This is a genomic window from Psychrobacter sp. G, assembly GCF_000418305.1.
GTDB classification, from domain to species: Bacteria; Pseudomonadota; Gammaproteobacteria; order Pseudomonadales; family Moraxellaceae; genus Psychrobacter; species Psychrobacter cryohalolentis.
Genome location: NC_021661.1, coordinates 1,005,980 through 1,024,527 on the forward strand (window position 1 = coordinate 1,005,980; position 18,548 = coordinate 1,024,527).

The 18,548-nt window shown below is 43.9% G+C and carries 13 protein-coding genes; 2 read left to right on the forward strand and 11 right to left on the reverse strand.

Annotation, left to right across the window (positions count from 1 at the left end; all coding sequences use genetic code 11):
* Positions 1–2: 2 nt before the first annotated feature.
* From aguB to PSYCG_RS04345, 4 genes are all read right to left on the reverse strand, one after another.
* On the reverse strand, positions 3–875 hold the full coding sequence (gene aguB, locus PSYCG_RS04330; RefSeq protein ID WP_201765223.1) for an N-carbamoylputrescine amidase: 873 nt from the start codon (positions 873–875) through the stop codon (positions 3–5).
* 117 nt (positions 876–992) lie between these two features.
* Positions 993–2,486: a Na+/H+ antiporter NhaC family protein gene (locus tag PSYCG_RS04335; RefSeq protein ID WP_020443104.1), complete on the reverse strand. Its 1,494-nt coding sequence runs from the start codon at positions 2,484–2,486 to the stop codon at positions 993–995.
* Positions 2,487–2,687: 201 nt separating this feature from the next.
* A complete protein-coding gene (locus tag PSYCG_RS04340; RefSeq protein WP_020443105.1) occupies positions 2,688–4,064 on the reverse strand; it encodes an NAD(P)/FAD-dependent oxidoreductase in 1,377 nt (458 codons plus the stop codon).
* A 1-nt stretch (position 4,065) separates the two neighbouring features.
* Positions 4,066–5,409 (reverse strand): glutamine synthetase family protein, encoded by a 1,344-nt coding sequence (locus PSYCG_RS04345; protein WP_020443106.1) that lies wholly within the window; start codon positions 5,407–5,409, stop codon positions 4,066–4,068.
* Between the two features lie 463 nt (positions 5,410–5,872).
* Here PSYCG_RS04345 and PSYCG_RS04350 point away from each other — a divergent pair, with 463 nt between their 5' ends.
* Both PSYCG_RS04350 and PSYCG_RS04355 read left to right on the forward strand, forming a co-directional pair.
* Positions 5,873–6,613, forward strand: a complete 741-nt coding sequence (locus PSYCG_RS04350) for a gamma-glutamyl-gamma-aminobutyrate hydrolase (protein ID WP_020443107.1) — start codon at positions 5,873–5,875, stop codon at positions 6,611–6,613.
* The gene (locus tag PSYCG_RS04355) at positions 6,588–7,316 is read left to right on the forward strand and encodes a cupin domain-containing protein (protein ID WP_020443108.1); all 729 of its coding nucleotides are present in this window, start codon (positions 6,588–6,590) and stop codon (positions 7,314–7,316) included. Before PSYCG_RS04350 ends, PSYCG_RS04355 begins: the two co-directional genes overlap by 26 nt.
* Before the next feature lie 208 nt (positions 7,317–7,524).
* Here PSYCG_RS04355 and PSYCG_RS04360 read toward each other — a convergent pair whose 3' ends face one another.
* The 7 genes from PSYCG_RS04360 to carA all read right to left on the reverse strand — a co-directional run bounded on the left by PSYCG_RS04360 (position 7,525) and on the right by carA (position 18,191).
* On the reverse strand, positions 7,525–8,823 hold the full coding sequence (locus PSYCG_RS04360; protein WP_041772236.1) for a glycosyltransferase: 1,299 nt from the start codon (positions 8,821–8,823) through the stop codon (positions 7,525–7,527).
* 152 nt (positions 8,824–8,975) lie between these two features.
* A complete protein-coding gene (locus PSYCG_RS04365; RefSeq protein WP_020443110.1) occupies positions 8,976–9,860 on the reverse strand; it encodes a TIGR03915 family putative DNA repair protein in 885 nt (294 codons plus the stop codon).
* A 55-nt stretch (positions 9,861–9,915) separates the two neighbouring features.
* Positions 9,916–11,184: a putative DNA modification/repair radical SAM protein gene (locus PSYCG_RS04370; RefSeq protein WP_020443111.1), complete on the reverse strand. Its 1,269-nt coding sequence runs from the start codon at positions 11,182–11,184 to the stop codon at positions 9,916–9,918.
* 212 nt (positions 11,185–11,396) lie between these two features.
* Entirely contained in the window at positions 11,397–12,341 is a 945-nt protein-coding gene (locus PSYCG_RS04375; protein ID WP_020443112.1) for a hypothetical protein, read from the reverse strand.
* A 390-nt stretch (positions 12,342–12,731) separates the two neighbouring features.
* Positions 12,732–13,208 (reverse strand): transcription elongation factor GreA, encoded by a 477-nt coding sequence (gene greA, locus PSYCG_RS04380; protein ID WP_011513174.1) that lies wholly within the window; start codon positions 13,206–13,208, stop codon positions 12,732–12,734.
* 351 nt (positions 13,209–13,559) lie between these two features.
* Positions 13,560–16,814, reverse strand: coding sequence for a carbamoyl-phosphate synthase large subunit (gene carB / locus PSYCG_RS04385; RefSeq protein WP_020443113.1), 3,255 nt, complete (start codon positions 16,812–16,814; stop codon positions 13,560–13,562).
* 144 nt (positions 16,815–16,958) lie between these two features.
* Positions 16,959–18,191 carry a glutamine-hydrolyzing carbamoyl-phosphate synthase small subunit gene (gene carA, locus PSYCG_RS04390; RefSeq protein ID WP_020443114.1) on the reverse strand — a complete coding sequence of 411 codons (1,233 nt, stop codon included), beginning with the start codon at positions 18,189–18,191 and terminating at the stop codon, positions 16,959–16,961.
* Between the last annotated feature and the right edge of the window lie 357 nt (positions 18,192–18,548).

An 18,548-nucleotide genomic window follows, 5' to 3' on the forward strand; every position in this document is an offset into this window, starting at 1 on the left:
CTTTATCCATGAGTTAGCAACGTGCCATACATCGATGGACGACGATCACGGAAAACGCCCCATTGCTGACGTTCGATAGCCAGTTGATCTAAGTCAAAAGTCGTACTAAGTATCTGTTCTTTATCTTTAGATGCTTCTTGTATAATCTCACCGCGACCATCCGTGATAAACGAGTTACCATAAAACTGCATGGTGCTGTCATTGCCATTTTGGCTGATGGTTTCAGTACCAATACGATTGGCTGCTACGACTGGCATGAGATTAGCGGCAGCATGACCTTGCATACAGCGTTGCCAATGACCTTTTGAGTCGATGTCCAATGTTGGCTCATCACCAATCGCAGTCGGATAGAACAGTATTTCTGCACCCATTAATGCCATGCTACGAGCGCATTCAGGGAACCATTGATCCCAGCAAATACCGACACCGATTTTGGCATACTTGGTTTGCCAAACCTTGAATCCAGTATCGCCGGGGGTAAAGTAGAATTTTTCGGCATAAGGAATGCCATCTGGTATATGCGTTTTACGATAAGTGCCAAGTATCTCGCCATCGGCATCAATCACGGTCACGCTATTAAAAAAGGTATTGCCTGATTTTTCATAAAAGCTAATCGGTAATACCACTTGCAGCTCTTTAGCCAACTGTTTGAAGTGATTGATGGCCGCATTATCCGCAACTGAGGTTGCCAGCTTAAAATAATCAAAGTCATGAACTTGGCAGAAGTAGGGCGTCTCAAATAACTCTTGTAGCAAGATGATATTGGCACCCGCTTTGGCGGCTTTAGTGACCAAATCAGTTGCAGTGGCAATATTTTGTTGTATATTCCAACCACATGCCATTTGAGTCGTAGCAACGGTAACATTTCGCATGATCTAAATCCTTATCGTATTTATTGGTGAGTACCATATAAAAGGCTTGTTTTGACTGACTAACGAACCATCTCTCATTGCCCGCTAATCAATGATTAAAATAATAGCGTTAAGGTTGGCTTAAGCCATCATATAACCCAAGCCTAAGAAGGTGACGACGGATAAGCCCGCACCGAGCATGGCATAGGGGAACTGGGTAAAAGCGTGCTGCATGGGGGAGCAGCCAGCACCTTGCGCGGCAAGTAGTGATGAATCACTAAAGAAGCAAGCATGACTACCAAATGATGATGCTGATAACAATGCACCAATCATAAGTGGTGTGCTAACGCCTAGTGCAATAGAGATAGGAAAGACAATCGGCATGGCAAGGACATACAGCCCCCAGCTTGATGATGTAGCAAAAGTTAAAAAAGCCATGACGGCAAAGATGACGGCAGGGAAAATAATAATTGTCATATAAGGCGTGATAGCCTCAATCACATATGAGGTCATACCAAGCTCATCATTGATGGCTTTTAAGAAAAAACCGCCGATGACGGTTGAGAGCGGATAAAGCATGACTTTAAAGCCTTTAAAGATGGCTTCAACTTGCGTCTCAAAACTTAAAATGCCTTGCATCCAATAGACAACGACGGTCACAAAACAGGTCAATAATGCACCGCGTAATAGATCGATTTCGAAGTAGACCGTAGAGACAATTAACAAAATCATTGGGAAAGCGAAGTTTGCGATATTGGCTTTGAACGACAGCTTACGCTTGGCTTGGACGTTTGATATCAGTTGCTCTTCGACAAATGCTTCAGGAACAGGATTACCCGCTTTGGCGCGTGCCTCGGCTTTTTTCATCGGTCCCCAGTCACCCAAAATGCCATACGCGACCAAGAATACAATCAAAAGTGCAAACCAAGCATACGCCATATAAGGAATCGCGCTGATATAAAGCCCAATACCTTCACCATCGCCAGCCACGCCGTTTTCTTCTAAAAGACCTGCAAAATAGACCGCCCAAGTAGAAATAGGCACGATAATACACATCGGTGCGGCAGTTGAATCGACGATATAAGCAAGCTTTTCACGAGAGACGTTATAGACGTCAGTGAGTTTTTTGACGGAGGTTGATACTGCTAGACAGTTTAAATAATCATCAATGAAAACCACCACGCCCAAAGCAAAGGTGGCCAATAATGACTGACGGCGCGACTTAATGATTTTTTGTAGCCATTCACTAAAGCCATCTAGACACCCACTAATCTCAAGCAGCTGAATGAGACCGCCCATTAGACCACAGACGAGAACAATCCAAATAATGGTCTCATTCCCTAGCACCATCGACATGTTGTCTGCAAAAGGGGAGACCAAATCAAAAGGATTGAGCATCACGAGACCAGCGACACAGCCTGCGATCATGGATTCAAATGGTCGCCTAGAGACAATAGCAGTGACTAATACCAGTAATGTTGGTAGTAAAGATAAGGCACCCCAAGATTGGTCTGGGGCACGGCTGGTAGATAGCCAAGCAAAAGCCAGATAGATGACGACGGCTACTATGACGGTGAGAAATACTCGCTTATTATGATACTGTCCTTCGACAGCATCATTGAGCTTCATGTTCATATTTACGCTCCCTGTAAAACCTCATTGTTTTTAAACAAGCTCTAATCTATGGTTGACGCGCGACAGACAGTAGGACAGTAGCGAATCAACTTTCTATCGCGCCCCATCACAACAATCCGTTGCTATGATAGGTCAATGTAACGACCGCTTTTAAAATAAAAACACTTTGTTCAATGTTTATCATTCAAGGCTTTCATGCGTTTACATGCCAGTGGTATCTTTTAGCGCATACCACCATGAGCCCATGACCGAGTAAGGGACTCGCAGCGCTCGACCACCTGGGAACGGAATCCAAGGAATTTGTGCAAAAGCATCAAACTCTTTGGTTTTACCATTGATGGCATCGGCTAATATTTGTCCAAATAGATGCGAGCCTGTCACGCCATGACCACTATAACCATGGGCGAAATATACTCGCTCATGTAGTTTGCCCATTTGTGGTACGCGGGAAAAAGACAACGCAAAGTTCCCACTCCACGCATAGTCGATTTTGACATCACGTAACTCTGGGAAAATCTTAGTCATATTTGGTCTAATTTTAGCTGTGATGTCAGCTGGGTCTTGACCACCGTAGACTGTACCGCCGCCAAATAACATGCGCTTGTCTGCTGAGAGACGATAGTAATCAAGAATATAGCGAACATCTTCGACACAAACATCGGTTGGGAGGAGCTGATCAGCTAAATCACCCAGCGGCTCGGTGGCGATAATTTGTGTCGATACAGGCATAACACGGTCAGTCAGTTTAGGGATGACTTTATTGAGATAGGCATTGCCGCACAGCACCGCTTGCTTACAAGTCACGGTGCCAAACTCGGTAATGACTTTGATAGCATCGTCAGCATACTCAATATCAACCACTAAGGTATTTTCATAAATAGTACCGCCGCCTTGCTCAATGGCAGCTGCTTCACCCAACGCAAGGTTTAGTGGATGAAAGTGTCCACCAGAGTGATCGATGACGCCGCCTACATAAGCATCTGATTTTATATGCTCTTGAATGCCATTTTTGTCTAGCATTTCTCGGTCATACATACCGTGGCTTTCCCACAGTGCGTGCGTTTCTTGTAGATCTTTTAGCTGACCGTTATTCAATGCTGCAAAGATATTTTTTTCTTTGAGATCGCAGCTGATATCGTAGTCGCTGACAAAACGGCGAATGATTTTGCCACCACGAGTCACGAGCTGACCGACGAAATCTGCATTTTCTTGCCCGTAAGATTTTTTGATCTTTTGCAGGCTGGCATTGAGACCGTTGACAATTTGCCCGCCATTGCGACCTGATGCGCCCCAACCAATCTGCGCACCTTCAAGGACAACGACTTCGTGGTCGGTTTCAATGAGATGCAGAGCAGTTGATAGGCCGCTGTAGCCGCCACCTACCACACAGATTTCTACTTGAATGTCATTTTTTAGCGTCGGTCTATCCGGCTTTGGATTACGACTGGCCGCATAATAGCTATCAGGATATTGCCCTTTATCTGAATAATGCGGGATGTTGCGTGTGTTATTAGAAGGTGGGTTTTGGTTCGTTGCCATGTTGCTATTTGGATTGCTATTCGAGCTGCTATTTGACATATCAAACATCCTGTAAATAGGTGAGGTATTCAAGGTTGGTCACTTGCTGAGCAAAGCGTTTGGCTTCTTGCTTTTTGACCGCGATCAACAGCTCAATCATCTCGCTTGGGAACAGCGAATCAATGATGTCGCTGCTTTCAAATTTGCGGATGGCGGATAGCCAGTCTAATGGCAAAGTTTTAAGCTCGGCTTCGTTGTAAGTGATGCTATTGACCGGCTCTGGCGCTTCAAGCTTGTTTTCGATGCCATAAAGCATGCCTGCCAATACCGCACTACAGACCAGATAAGGGTTGGCATCGGCTCCCGATACGCGGTGCTCGATACGGCGTGCTTGTGAGTCGCCACCAGGGATGCGTACGGCGGCGGTGCGGTTTTCATAGCCCCATGACACATTATTTGGTGCCAGTGTACCAGGGGTAAAGCGGCGATAAGAGTTGACGTGTGGGGCAAATAATAAAGTGCAATCTGACATGGTCTTTAGCAGACCAGCGACCGCGTGACGCAACATATCTGAGCCTTCCTCTGATCCATCATCGAAGACATTGTTGCCATCTTTATCCAGCAGGCTGCAATGCACATGAAAGCCATTACCAGATTGCAAGCCAAAGGGTTTTGCCATAAAGGTAGCGGTGAGCTTGCGACGAGCTGCCACGGCTTTGACCACTTGTTTAAATAAAATCGCATCGTCAGCGGCTTTTAATGGGTCATCGACGTGTAGTAAGTTAATCTCAAATTGACCACAGCCATTTTCAGCCAACGCCGCATCAGCAGGAATATCAAGTTTTTTACATTGCTCATAGACTTCATCTAAGAACTCATCAAATTGCAATAAGTCATTGATACTTAAAATAGAGGTTTTATTCAGTCTTAATCCACTTTTGGGGCGAATGGGAGGCTTAGGTGTCTCTCCCTCGGTATAGTCAACCAAATAAAACTCTAGCTCAGTTGCCATAACTGGCGTCAGTCCCAATGCTTTGAATTTTTTGCTGATATAGTCCAAAACATGGCGGGCATCACCGTAATAAGGCTCATTGTCCTCGGTATACAGCCAAATAGGTAGCAGCGATGATGGTGCACTGGTATTGAGAAGGGGATAGGCAGCACGGCCAGTTGGACGGGCAATGGCATCGATATCGCCATTACATTGGGAAGACTCGATAACATCCGCGCCCCATATATCGACACCCAAGATTGACAGAGGTAATCGGATTGCCCCGTTTTCTGCTTTTTCCATTTGATCAAAAGGGATGCGCTTACCACGAAGCAAGCCATTGATATCACCTGCTGCAACATAGACGTATTCTGTGTTGTGTGCAGATTTGACCATTCCATTGGTTGTCATCATGTCTATTCTTCCTATGAATTTTTAGAATTGCTGGGTTTGTTGCTGCTACATCTTTGCTATTAGGTCTGAATGCTCTGTTAGTGACATTTATAACGAATACTTAATAAATAAGCGTTTGATAAATGGTCAACTGAATATGATACGTTTTCACCAAAGCCGACATTTTTTATCAATGGTATTAGCCACTTAGAGATAATTTTTTAATAGTATTATTAAAACTAAAAGTTAATCTCTGTTTAGTAATATCGGTAATGACTTCCAATATATGAATGAAAACTATAGTTGTCAATTTTTATTTAAAATTATCTTAATATAACCCAAAAAGGCCTTTTTAATACTAATATCGATATTAATGAAGTTTATAGTTTACATTTTATGAGGCATTGTGTTAAATTTTAGATAAATAAAGGATATGAATAATATGGATGGATTAAGTCTATTCATTATAACTAGGGAAGATAATATGAAAAATTCCAGACCTATTATTGCTATTGTGTCCTGTCATAAGATGGTTGATGGACAGCCAGCACAGGCGGTATATCAAAAATACATCGATGCAGTAAACTTCTACGGTGGCAATCCCATACTGCTGCCAAATACGGCTGCCGATAGCGAAAACTTCGATGCGTTGCTCGCAGTGGTAGACGGAATTTTATTGACGGGCAGTTATAGCAATGTCGCGCCAACTCGTTATGGCGCGACGCACGTCGAGGCAAAACAAGACTTAGGCCGTGATGAGCTGAGTTTCAAATTGTTGGCTTATGCAGATGAAAGAAACATGCCTCTGTTGGCAGTTTGCCGAGGTTTACAAGAGATGAATGTTCATTTTAATGGCGCGCTGCATCCTGACTGGCGTGAAGTCGATGGGTTTTATGAGCCACATTTAGAAGACAATACCCAGCCACTTGAAGTGCAATATCAGCCAGTGCATGACGTGATTATTCAACCTGAGGGACGACTGGCAGCGTTTGGTGAAAAATGGCACGTCAATTCGTTGCATAAACAAGCGATCAATACAGTAGGCAGGGGTTTGTTTGTGGAGGCACGCGCACCGGATGGAATGGTAGAAGCCATCAGCTTAATAGAACATCCATTTATGATTGGTGTACAATGGCATCCTGAGTTAAATTATGCACAAGACGATTTGTCCAAATTTCTATTCAAGGAATTTATCCACTATGCCAGCAAAAAACACGGTTCATAATAGTGCGGAAAACGATATCGAAGAAGAGTGTACTGCGCCCGAAAATGAGATGGATTCGCCAGAAGACGACATTGATGAGGTTATTATCGATGAAGGAAACGAGTTAGAATCTGACGAGACACCGTCCACACTTGAGATGGATGGAAAGCCTGAAGACGATATTGGTAAAAAAATCAATCAGCTGCGCCTTGCAAAAGGCTACTCGCAACGAAAGCTGGCAAGAATGGCAGGGGTAACCAATACTTCAATCAGTGCGATTGAGCGTAATAAAGTTAGCCCCGCGGTAAATACGCTAAAGGCGATTTTGCTGGTGCTAGGTTCTGATTTGACGACTTTTTTTAGCGATGAGTGGAAAGAGCCTAAAGCTCGAGTGGTGGTTACGCCAAAAGATTTGATAGAGCTGAGCGAGCCGAGCAGTAGAGTGTCTGTAAAGCAGGTATATAACTGTAGCACCACCAAGAACCTGGGTTTTTTGATCGAAACTTATCAGCCAAACAGCTCAACGGAAGAAAAAATTGCTCATGAAGGTGAAGAAATCGGTACCGTCATCGAAGGTAAAGTGTTGATTCGTATTGAAGAGACAACCTACTTATTAAATGAAGGTGACAGTTATGTGATCGATACGATTAAGCCGCATACTTTTATCAATCCTACTGACGGCGTGACTCGTATCATTAGTGCGCATACGCCAACGACTTACTGAACAAAAATCAGCATAAGCTTTTATACAGTGATAGGTTCATATATTAATGTATTTTCAAAAGCGTATGGTTATTGAACATACAGGATTGCCTTTTACTCACGCTATTTTCTATTAGAAAATAGCGTTTTTTGTATGTGTCTTTGAAGCAAGCTGATAAGAGGAAAGTTAATAATAGATAGGCAAGAAGTCAAATTAGAAATGACGCCAATTAAGCATCGTTTGGCTCTTCTGTTACTTTAGTACTATAAGATGTGTTGGGCATGTCTTTGACCAACCTGACTTTATTGGCTGTTTTTTTAGGAATGATGGGCTTAGAAGTCACACCAAAGACTTTTTTGTGTCTTCTTACGGCTAAAGCATCCGCTGCCGCTTTTTCTTCTGCTAATGCCTGCTCATGCAGATTTTTATAGACGCCTATTGTCTCATCAATCATCTCACGCATGGTAAATTTGTTGGTCATCTCAGGGCGAGTCACACTTTCTAACTGATTGCGCACCGCTTTGCACAGTGCGTTGGCATTGTATTTTCTGACCAAACCTTGCGGATAGAGTGGGCGCAGAATTTCACTAAATGCCGCTTGATCCCAGCCAATGACAGGCGTACCTAAATGAATGGCTTGTAAAGCATTGATGCCGATAGATTCAGGCTGATTGGCAAGTGCCATGACGACATTGGCCGCTGACAACCACTCACGCATATCATTACGTTTGCTGCCGACATAAGTGATACGATCGGCTAGTCCCAAAGTATTGCTGCGTTGACGAAAATCTTCATGGGCGACATCGCCCGCGCGATAATCATCATCCATAATAATGGCATGGATATTGGGGAACTGCTCTTGAAGATTGCCCAAGATATCAATCAGCCATTCTTGACCATATTCCTTACCGATGATGGTTGGAAATACCAGCCATTTTTTATTCTCAAGCTCAGGGTATTCAGCAAAAGTATGACGTAGCCAATATACTGATGGATTATGACGATAAGGATAACGACGCGTATCAACACCGCGGTAGATACGTTTAATGACTCTGGGGTCCAGCTCCTCACGGCGCAGCCCTTTTTTTAAGTAATCAGTCACACTATCAGACACAGTAATAATGGTATGAACATCAAGCAAGGCTTGTGAGTATTTATTGATGGGATAGAAGCCATACATGGTCGATACCAGTTTTGGTCGACGTTTTACCCGTGCACGGCGCAGCGCTAAATGCAGTACCCATGCCGGTGTCCGCGAATGCACGTGGATGATATCAGGGTCATATTTTTCAATCAGGCGGCGCAGTGGCGCGACCTGTAACAAGGATAGCCAAGACTTTTTATTCATATATAACTGGTGATAATGGTTGCCATCACGCTTTAGGCGTCTGACCAAGTCGTTGTCTTCATTAGCGCTAGAGATAATAATTGAAGTATGCTCGTTTTTGACCAAGGCACGCCCAAGATGAAAAATACCGCGCTCGGATTCATCATGCTTCAAAGACGACAGTAAACGCATAACTTTCATAATGGCGTGGGTCACTATTAGAGGATATCAAGCTGCTATTGTCAGTGAAAAGTGCTGAAAACTCAACCACCAAGATAAAAAGATAGCATGGGACGATGACTATTATTTGTCGTCAGTAAATACAGATAATATAAATGACAGTAATCAAATATTTAGCGCTGTTTTTTGAGGTGCTGCGCATTTGGCAGGACTTGTTTTTCACTCAAGTATTTCCAATAGCGCTGCGGTAAGTATTGCTTGTGCAAACGTGGATTTTTACGCTCTTTGATATTGACGTTGGTAAAATAACCTTGCCAAAAACGCTGATAACGTTGCTCATCTTCGCTATGAATGCTGGCAGGATTACGTAGCACTGCCTCATCAAGCTCAGTAATGGTTTGCAGGGCTGCGGGGCGTTTGGGCGTGCTTTGGCTTTTGTCATAATAAATACCATAGCCACGCGCCAAATCATAAATTGCCCAATGCTGATCTTGATAACGCTGACGAAAATGCTCTCCGATTAAAGGCAAAACATTAAAATCCGGCTCAACACGGGCAAAGTAAATGTCTTCAACTGTATGCTCAAAGCGTACAAAGGCTTCCATGCGGTGTTTTTCACGACCGACAGACTTGACTGTTTGCACGAGCTCTAAAACATTGAGATTACCCAAATCATCCATGATATGGCGACTTGGGTAGTTAATAGCATATTTCACCACTTGAAATAGAGTAGTGCCTATATTGTCTTTTTCTGACAAAAAGCCCCACAGGATATTACGCATACCTGAGCGACCTAGGAGTTGATTCAACTTCGTAAGTACTCGTTCGGCATGGTTGGCATTGGTCTCTACACTAATGGCGTGAGCGAGTAATGACGGCATATAACAGTCCTGCGCAATAAGCTGTAGCGATGTATCGTCCTGTAAGTGATTGGAATAGACGTAAAATACTGCACTGAGCCACCCCTCAAAACTTGGCTCATAAAGTACAATACTGGGCGTCAATTGACCCAGCTGGTAGTTTTGGTTTTTGGCAAGTTCTGACAGTGATTGCGACATTATTTGTCCTAAGATAACTTCATAATAGTAGCTAAATTATCAATAATTTTGATATTTAAAACAAAGCCAACTGCCCACTGCGTTGATCTTTAAATTTCGTCTGCGTTTGCGCCAGCACATATTGACGAAAGTTATCACGGGTTAAGTGTGCGAGATGCTCGTTTTTACCAGTAGTTGCAATGAAGTATTTGGCACGATTGACCGCCGCGCCCATTTTCTTCAAGTGATAAAGTGTCAGCTGATTGAACTTGCGGGCTTTGACTATTTTTTTAGCCGTTTTTGTACCGATACCGGGGATACGTACAATCATCTCATAACTTGCTGTTTGGATATTGACCGGAAAATGCTCACGGTGGCGGATTGCCCATGCTAACTTTGGGTCGCAGTCCAAATCTAAAAATGGCGAGTCCGGTTCAACGATTTCGTGCGCGCCAAAACCATAAAAACGCATCAGCCAATCCGCTTGATAGAGACGGTTTTCGCGTATCATTGGCACAGGCGTACCGATAGCTGGCAGGCGACTGTCAGATAGCATTGGCACATAGCCAGAATAGTAAACTCGCTTTAAATCATATTGTTTATAAAAATGACTCGATAGCTGAATCACTTGCAAGTCGGTCTCGTTACTTGCGCCAACAATCATCTGGCTAGTCTGACCTGCAGGCACAAATTTCGGCGCTTTTTTATGCGTTTTACGGCTCTCACGAATAGTAATAATTTCTTCTTTGACCGTCTCCATCGGTGCTTTTAATTGTTCGTGAGATTTTTCTGGTGCCAGTAACGCCAATCCTGATTTAGTCGGAATTTCGATATTGACGCTTAAACGGTCAGCATATAATCCAGCTTCTAATAATAATTCTTTTGAAGCTCCGGGAATGGTCTTTAGATGAATATAACCATTAAAACGCTCACGGGTACGTAATATCTTGGCCACCTCAACCAGTCGCTCCATCGTATAATCGCCACTTTTAAAGATACCTGAGCTAAGAAACAGTCCTTCGATATAATTACGGCGGTAAAACTGCATGGTTAAATCAACGACTTCCTCAACACTAAAAGCAGCGCGCGGGGTGTCATTGCTTTTGCGCGAGGTGCAATAAGCGCAATCGTATATGCAATGATTGGTCAGCAGGATTTTCAGCAGGCTAACGCAGCGACCATCTTCGGTATAGCTGTGACAAATACCGGTTGCTGAGGCATCGCCAAGGCCACCGCCTTGGTTTTTGCGGGTACCAGCGGAGGATGAGCAAGAGACATCATACTTAGCAGCGTCCGCTAAAATATTGAGCTTACCTTGTAGTCGTTCATAATTGATGGTTGCCATAAGCGGTATTTACCATGTCAGTAATGAAAGACTATTTTAGCAAAATTAGTTTTAAGTCATTGTATTTATGAGTAAAATAGCAATGATAGACGACAACTGTTGTCGCTTGTTGCCCTACAAAAAAAGGTCTTGTTAACTAGGGAACTAGCAAGCAAGACCTTTTAGATTAGCTGGGAAATATCAGACTTTCATCTTTTATAGAAATGCCGTATTTATTGAACTTTAGCGCGTATCACGACAGTCTGTGCAGCTTTAGGACTAAGATTTACCAAGTTCCATTTAAGACCTGAGTAATTTTCTTTTACCACTACTGTATTGCCAACTTGTTGGATAGTTTGATAGCTATCGCCACCAGTGGTCGCAAGCGTTGGTAGTGGACTGTTCAATGACACCATTCTGACGCCATTTGGCAAAGAAACCATGGCATTGATATCAGTCACTGGTTGCGCTGTGGTATTGGTATAAACGGTATGATACTCAATCACATCACCAGGTGCGATATGGTTGGCAGGTACTGCAACTTCACGTCCATCGCTATTTTTCAGGATTTTCATAACTTTGGTTTGCGCGTTGACCACATCAGGTGTACTAAAGGTTGGTTTGAGCTGCAAGGCTTCTATAGAAGTAATTGTTGTCATAGGGGTGGTGATCACCGGTGCATTGATTACTGACGTATTTATGACTGGCAGCTGAGTTGCCGTGGTAACAGGCAGTACTTGAGTCGTCGGTAATACTTGAGTGACAGTACTGGTCGGTACTGCGATGACATCAACACGACTGCTTTGATTGGTTATTTGGTTGGTCACCGGTACGCTAGTGACAGTCGCACTACCTTGAGTGACGACAGTACTACTAATACCATTATTGACTACTTGGCGAACCGTGTAGCGCGGTACATTGGTAACCTGCGTCACAGCAAACGGCATGCCATCTTGCATACCAATGCTATTAGGCGTAGCGGTAATGACAGCTGTTTTACCATTAGAATACTGCTCGACCACGGTGGTACTACCGCCCGTAGAAGGTAGAACGGTCACTTCAGTGGCGGCATTGGCAGCAGACATAGCCATAACAGTACCTACCAACAGTGCGGATACTGCCGTGAATGTAGCTGTTTTTTGCATCACAACGAATGAGCGGTTAATAGTGGTGGTCATAATAAAGTCCTTTAAAATGATAATAAGTAACACAAAAATAGAGAACACTTAAATAAGAAAGCCCAGATAAGAAAACCCCCGCTAATTGACGCTGCAAGGGAGGTCAAATAACGGGGGCAGCATTACTGATAATAGCAGTAGTAAATAGCCAGACGATAAAAGCTATCTGTCAAACCGTCCTATCAAACTATTGATTTATCCGTGATTATTTTAATTAGTTGCTAAGCATACACTTAGCAATCTCAACTCAAGAATTATGCGCTAAAACGAGTTAGGTAGAAAAGCAGCGTTGTGTAACTGCTATCTTATAAACGATGACTTTTTGTGTGGTTTACTTTATCTAATTTTTTAAGAAAATTACTATTTGATTCATTACAAAAGACAACTATATTAATCGTAGATGACTTTCATAATTTCGTATTCAACCACACCTTTTGGGGTTTCAATACGCGCTTCATCGCCCTCAGATTTACCAATCAAACCACGCGCAATCGGTGAGTTAACAGAGATTTTACCGGCTTTGAAATCCGCTTCGTCGTCACCAACGATTTTGTACTGCTTTTCTTCTTCAGTGTCCATGTTTTCAATAACGACGCTGACGCCGAATATCACACGGCCATCTTTTGGTAACGTCGTAGGATCAATCACTTGTGCACCGCCAAGTTTGGCTTCGATATCACGGATACGAGCTTCACAAAATCCCTGCTGTTCACGCGCTGCATGATATTCAGCATTTTCTTTCAAATCACCATGTTCGCGTGCTTCAGCAATAGAGGCGGTGATGCGAGGACGGTCAATACTTTTTAACTGTTTTAATTCGGCTTCTAAAGCCGCATGTCCTTGCGGAGTCATGGGATAACGTTGCATGTTTTTTCCTTAAACCAATAACACGGGCACCATCTCCTACTCTTAGTGAATAGTGAGATGGTGTCAGAGTTGTTGCAATGGGTATAAAATAAAAAAAGAATAATGATGCAGACAGCGTAACCAGTCAGGTCGCTATCATTCATTGATATCAATTCAATAATCTGGGTGTTTAAGCTTATGTAATAAAAAGCATAGTCGCAGTTTAGCCACTATGCTTTTTAGGTCTATCATTTAAATTTTATTTCAAGCATGGTCTACAGTATTAAACGCTACACTATGCTCAAATAAGCTCCTAGGCAAGCCTAACGGTTATACTTAATCTACTGAAATTATTCAGCCAAGTCAATAGAGCTATACAATAGACTTTGCTTGCTCATGTAAATCTTGTAATTTATACACCTCAAAAGGTAGGTCAATCGCATAAGATTTACAAACGGCATCTGCTGCGCCCAAAGTCGTGACGTAGAACACTTTGCCTTGTAGCGCGCTACGACGGATAGAGAATGAATCCTCTTGTGCCTGCTTACCTTCAGTCGTGTTAATAATAATATCGATTTTGCCGTTTTTCAAGGCATCAACGATATGTGGGCGACCTTCGGTGACTTTGTTAATTTGCTTGCATTCAATACCATTGTCGCTTAGTACTTTTTGCGTACCAGTAGTCGCTACAATGTTAAAGCCAAAGTCAGTCAGTTGACGTGCGATAGGGGCAATTTGCGCTTTATCGCTATCACGTACCGAGATAAAGACTGTTTTGGTTTCGCCTTCAGTTGGTAAACCTGGCAGACGCTCGTTACTACCGATAACCGCTTTGTAGAATGCTTCGCCAAAGGTTTTACCAACGCCCATCACTTCGCCAGTCGATTTCATCTCAGGGCTCAAGATTGGGTCAACACCAGGGAATTTAGCAAACGGGAAAACCGCTTCTTTGACTGCGAAAAATGCAGGAACGATTTCTTTCGTAAAGCCTTGGTCTTTTAGTGACGTGCCAGCCATACAGCGTGCTGCGATTTGTGCTAAAGAAGTGCCGATACACTTAGAGACAAACGGTACGGTGCGCGCGGCACGTGGATTGACTTCTAAGATGTAAACCGTTTCACCTTTTACCGCAAACTGGACGTTCATTAAGCCGACAACACCAAGCTCTTTTGCCATGGCGACGGTTTGTGCGCGCATCACATCGCACAGCTCATCAGACAACGAGTAAGGCGGCAATGAGCATGCTGAGTCACCAGAGTGGACACCCGCTTGTTCGATATGCTGCATGATACCGCCAATCACCACATCTGTACCGTCGCTAACACAGTCAACATCGACTTCGATCGCATCGTCTAAGAAACGATCTAACAATACCGGCGCTTCATTTGATGCTTGTACCGCAGTGCGCAGATAATGTCTGAGCTCATCTTCGTTATAAACGATTTCCATCGCGCGACCACCGAGTACATAGGATGGACGTACAACCAATGGATAGCCAACATCTTTTGCTTTGACCAAACCGTCTTCTAAGCTAGTCGCCAAGGCATTGGTTGGTTGCACAAGATTCAACTGCTGAATCATATGCTGGAAGCGTTCACGATCTTCAGCGCGGTCAATCGCATCTGGGCTCGTACCAATAATTTTGACGCCAGCGGCTTCAAGTGCGCGGGCGAGCTTCAATGGTGTTTGACCACCAAACTGTACAATCACGCCATCAGGATTTTCGATACGGACGATTTCTAACACGTCTTCTAATGTGATTGGCTCAAAGTAGAGACGGTCAGAGGTGTCATAATCGGTAGAAACGGTTTCAGGGTTACAGTTGACCATGATGGTCTCGTAGCCGTCTTCGCGCATGGCAAGCGCCGCGTGTACGCAGCAATAGTCAAACTCGATACCTTGACCGATACGGTTAGGACCACCGCCGATAACCATGATTTTCTTATTATCGGTAGGATTGGCTTCACATTCACTATCGTATGTTGAGTACATATAAGCGGTGCTGGTAGCAAACTCTGCTGCACAAGTATCGACACGCTTATAAACTGGATAGACATTTAAGTCCCAACGTTTGGTACGTAGCTGCTTTTGTGAGACGCCAAGCAACTTAGCAAGACGCAAATCTGATAAGCCTTTACGCTTAAAGCCACGTAAATTATGCTCAGTTAAGCCGCCAAAACCTAACGCTTTAACTTGTGCTTCGGTTTTTACGATATCTTCGATTTGTACCAAGAACCATGGGTCGATTTTGGTTAGTTTGAAAACGTCATCGACGCTCATGCCAATACGGAAAGCATCCGCAATATAATAAATGCGCTCAGGCGTTGGAATGGTTAAGCGATTGGTGATTTCGCTACGCGCTTTTTCAATACTTACTTTTGATAAGTCAATTTGCTCATCAAAACCATCATTGCCAGTTTCCATGCCGCGTAATGCTTTTTGCATCGACTCTTGGAAGTTACGACCAATCGCCATGACTTCACCAACTGACTTCATTTGCGTTGATAATACATTATCGGCTTGTGGGAATTTCTCAAAGTTAAAACGAGGAATCTTAGTGACGACATAATCAAGCGCAGGCTCAAAGCTGGCTGGGGTTTTGCCGCCCGTGATGTCATTTTGCAATTCATCTAAGGTATAGCCAATTGCTAATTTTGCCGCAATTTTTGCAATCGGGAAACCAGTGGCTTTTGAGGCTAGGGCAGACGAGCGTGACACACGTGGGTTCATCTCGATGACGACCATACGACCGGTATCAGGGTTAATACCGAACTGAACGTTTGAGCCGCCTGTTTCTACACCAATCTCACGCAGTACGGCCAATGAGGCATTACGCATGATTTGGTATTCTTTGTCGGTCAAGGTCTGTGCTGGCGCAACCGTGATTGAGTCGCCAGTGTGCACACCCATTGGGTCAAAGTTTTCGATGGCACAGATGATGATGCAGTTGTCGTTTTTGTCACGAACCACTTCCATCTCATACTCTTTCCAACCGATTAATGATTCATCGATTAGCAATTGATGGTTTGGTGATAAGTCAAAACCACGCTCACAAATCTCGATAAATTCGTCGCGATTATACGCGATACCGCCGCCTGAACCGCCCATGGTGAACGACGGACGAATGATACACGGATAGCCCATTTTTTCTTGGGTCGCAAATGCTTCTTCCATGGTCTCAGCGGTTTCAGCGCGTGGACATTCAAGACCGATACGCTTCATGGCTTTATCAAATAAGTTGCGATCTTCTGCCATCTCGATTGAGTCTTTGGTCGCGCCAATCAATTCGCAGTTGTACTTGGTCAGTACGCCATGCTTATCTAATTCTAAGGCACAGTTTAGAGCGGTCTGTCCGCCCATCGTTGGCAAGATGGCGTCAGGACGTTCTTTAGCAATGATTTGCTCAACGGTCTGCCAAGTAATCGGCTCGATATAGGTCGCATCCGCCATGGTTGGGTCAGTCATAATAGTCGCAGGGTTTGAGTTGACCAAGATGACGCGGTAGCCTTCTTCTTTTAGCGCTTTACACGCCTGCGCGCCTGAGTAGTCAAACTCACATGCTTGGCCGATGACGATAGGGCCTGCGCCAATGATAAGAATGCTTTTTATGTCGGTACGTTTTGGCATAGTTAGGGCTACCTTCGTTTGAGTGATATTTTGAGTAATCTGCATTTTAACGATATGTTCAATAACGCTTATCGTGTTTGGCATGGTGTAGCTTGAATCACCATCTGTGCTTCAAGCTTTATACTTATTATTTATGGCTAGGGATTAAGCTTTCGCTGCTGCCATCATATCGGCAAATTTATCGAACAGTGGCGCAGCATCATGCGGGCCAGGGCTGGCTTCTGGGTGACCTTGGAAACTAAAGACTGGCTTATTGGTCAGCTCAATCCCTTGGTTGGTACCGTCAAATAATGAGCGATGGGTCGATTTAACATTGGCAGGCAGCGTGTCTTCATCAACCGCAAAACCATGATTTTGACTGGTAATCATAACCGTGCCAGTTGCCAAGTCTTGTACCGGGTGGTTGGCACCATGATGACCGGTTTTCATTTTAATGGTTTTTGCACCGCTCGCAAGACCAATCAGTTGATGACCTAAGCAGATACCAAAGGTTGGAATCTTCGTTTCTTCAATAATATGACGTACCGCATCGATAGCATAATCACAGGCAGCAGGGTCACCAGGACCATTTGATAAGAAGATACCATCTGGATTCATCGCGAGGACATCTGCGATAGGCGTTTGTGCTGGCACGACAGTGACATGACAACCACGGTCAACGAGCATACGTAGGATATTGGTTTTGCTACCAAAGTCATAGGCGACAACGTTGTATTTTGCTTCGACGTGCGTGCCCAAATGCTTAAAGAAGCCGCCCGTACCGCTATCATGGCTACCAGATACATCACGGTTGAGTAGGGTGTCTGATAAATCCCAGCTACCGGCTGTCCATTCAAACGTCGTCGGTGTACAGCATTCTTTTGCCAAGTCCATACCTTCGATACCAGCAAATTCTTGCGCCAGTTTGATGGCTTGCTGTTCATCTTCGCTGCTAATCGTTGCACCGTTAGAAGCGGTCATGATACAGCCGTTTTGCGCGCCTTTATCACGTAGCAGGCGGGTCAGTTGACGGGTATCAATATCAGCAATGGCGACAGTATTATGGCTCTGTAAATAATCAGTCAGTGATTGAGAGTTGCGGAAGTTTGAGGTCACCATGGTCGCATCGCGGATGATAAGACCTTCAGCCCATACTTGATGACCATTACCAGACTCGACATCTTCAGCGTTGGTACCGGTATTGCCGATGTGCGGATAGGTAAGCGTGACCAGTTGGCGCGCGTAACTTGGGTCAGTTAGGATTTCTTGGTACCCTGTCATGGCTGTATTAAATACCACCTCACCGACACGATGACCAAGACTACCGATACTCAAACCGCGAAAAATCGTACCGTCTGCTAGTGCCAAAATTGCTTGTATTTCTGCCGATGAATTCAAGGGTTGCCTCCGCTGTTATTAGTGAGTGCTGTGCTGTTTTTTGGTTAAAATAAAGCGCTGCTTTTTTGATTATTGCTATTTAACTGCGGCTAAATAACCATAATAAAAGAGACAGCGCCAAAATTTTTCCACAAAAAAGCGAGAAGACATCATAGATGAAAAGGTACAGGATTCACTAGGTGGTGAATAAGTAACTTACATCATGTCCGCTCGCTTTGGCACAGATTTTGCGCATTATACTAGAGTTTTGCACTAAGGGCTAGCATCTTAAGCTGATGCTTGACTAATAAATTTAAGATGTTTCTTATTTAACCTTTCAATCATGAGCAGCCATAGTAGATTTGGCTATAGGTAGTG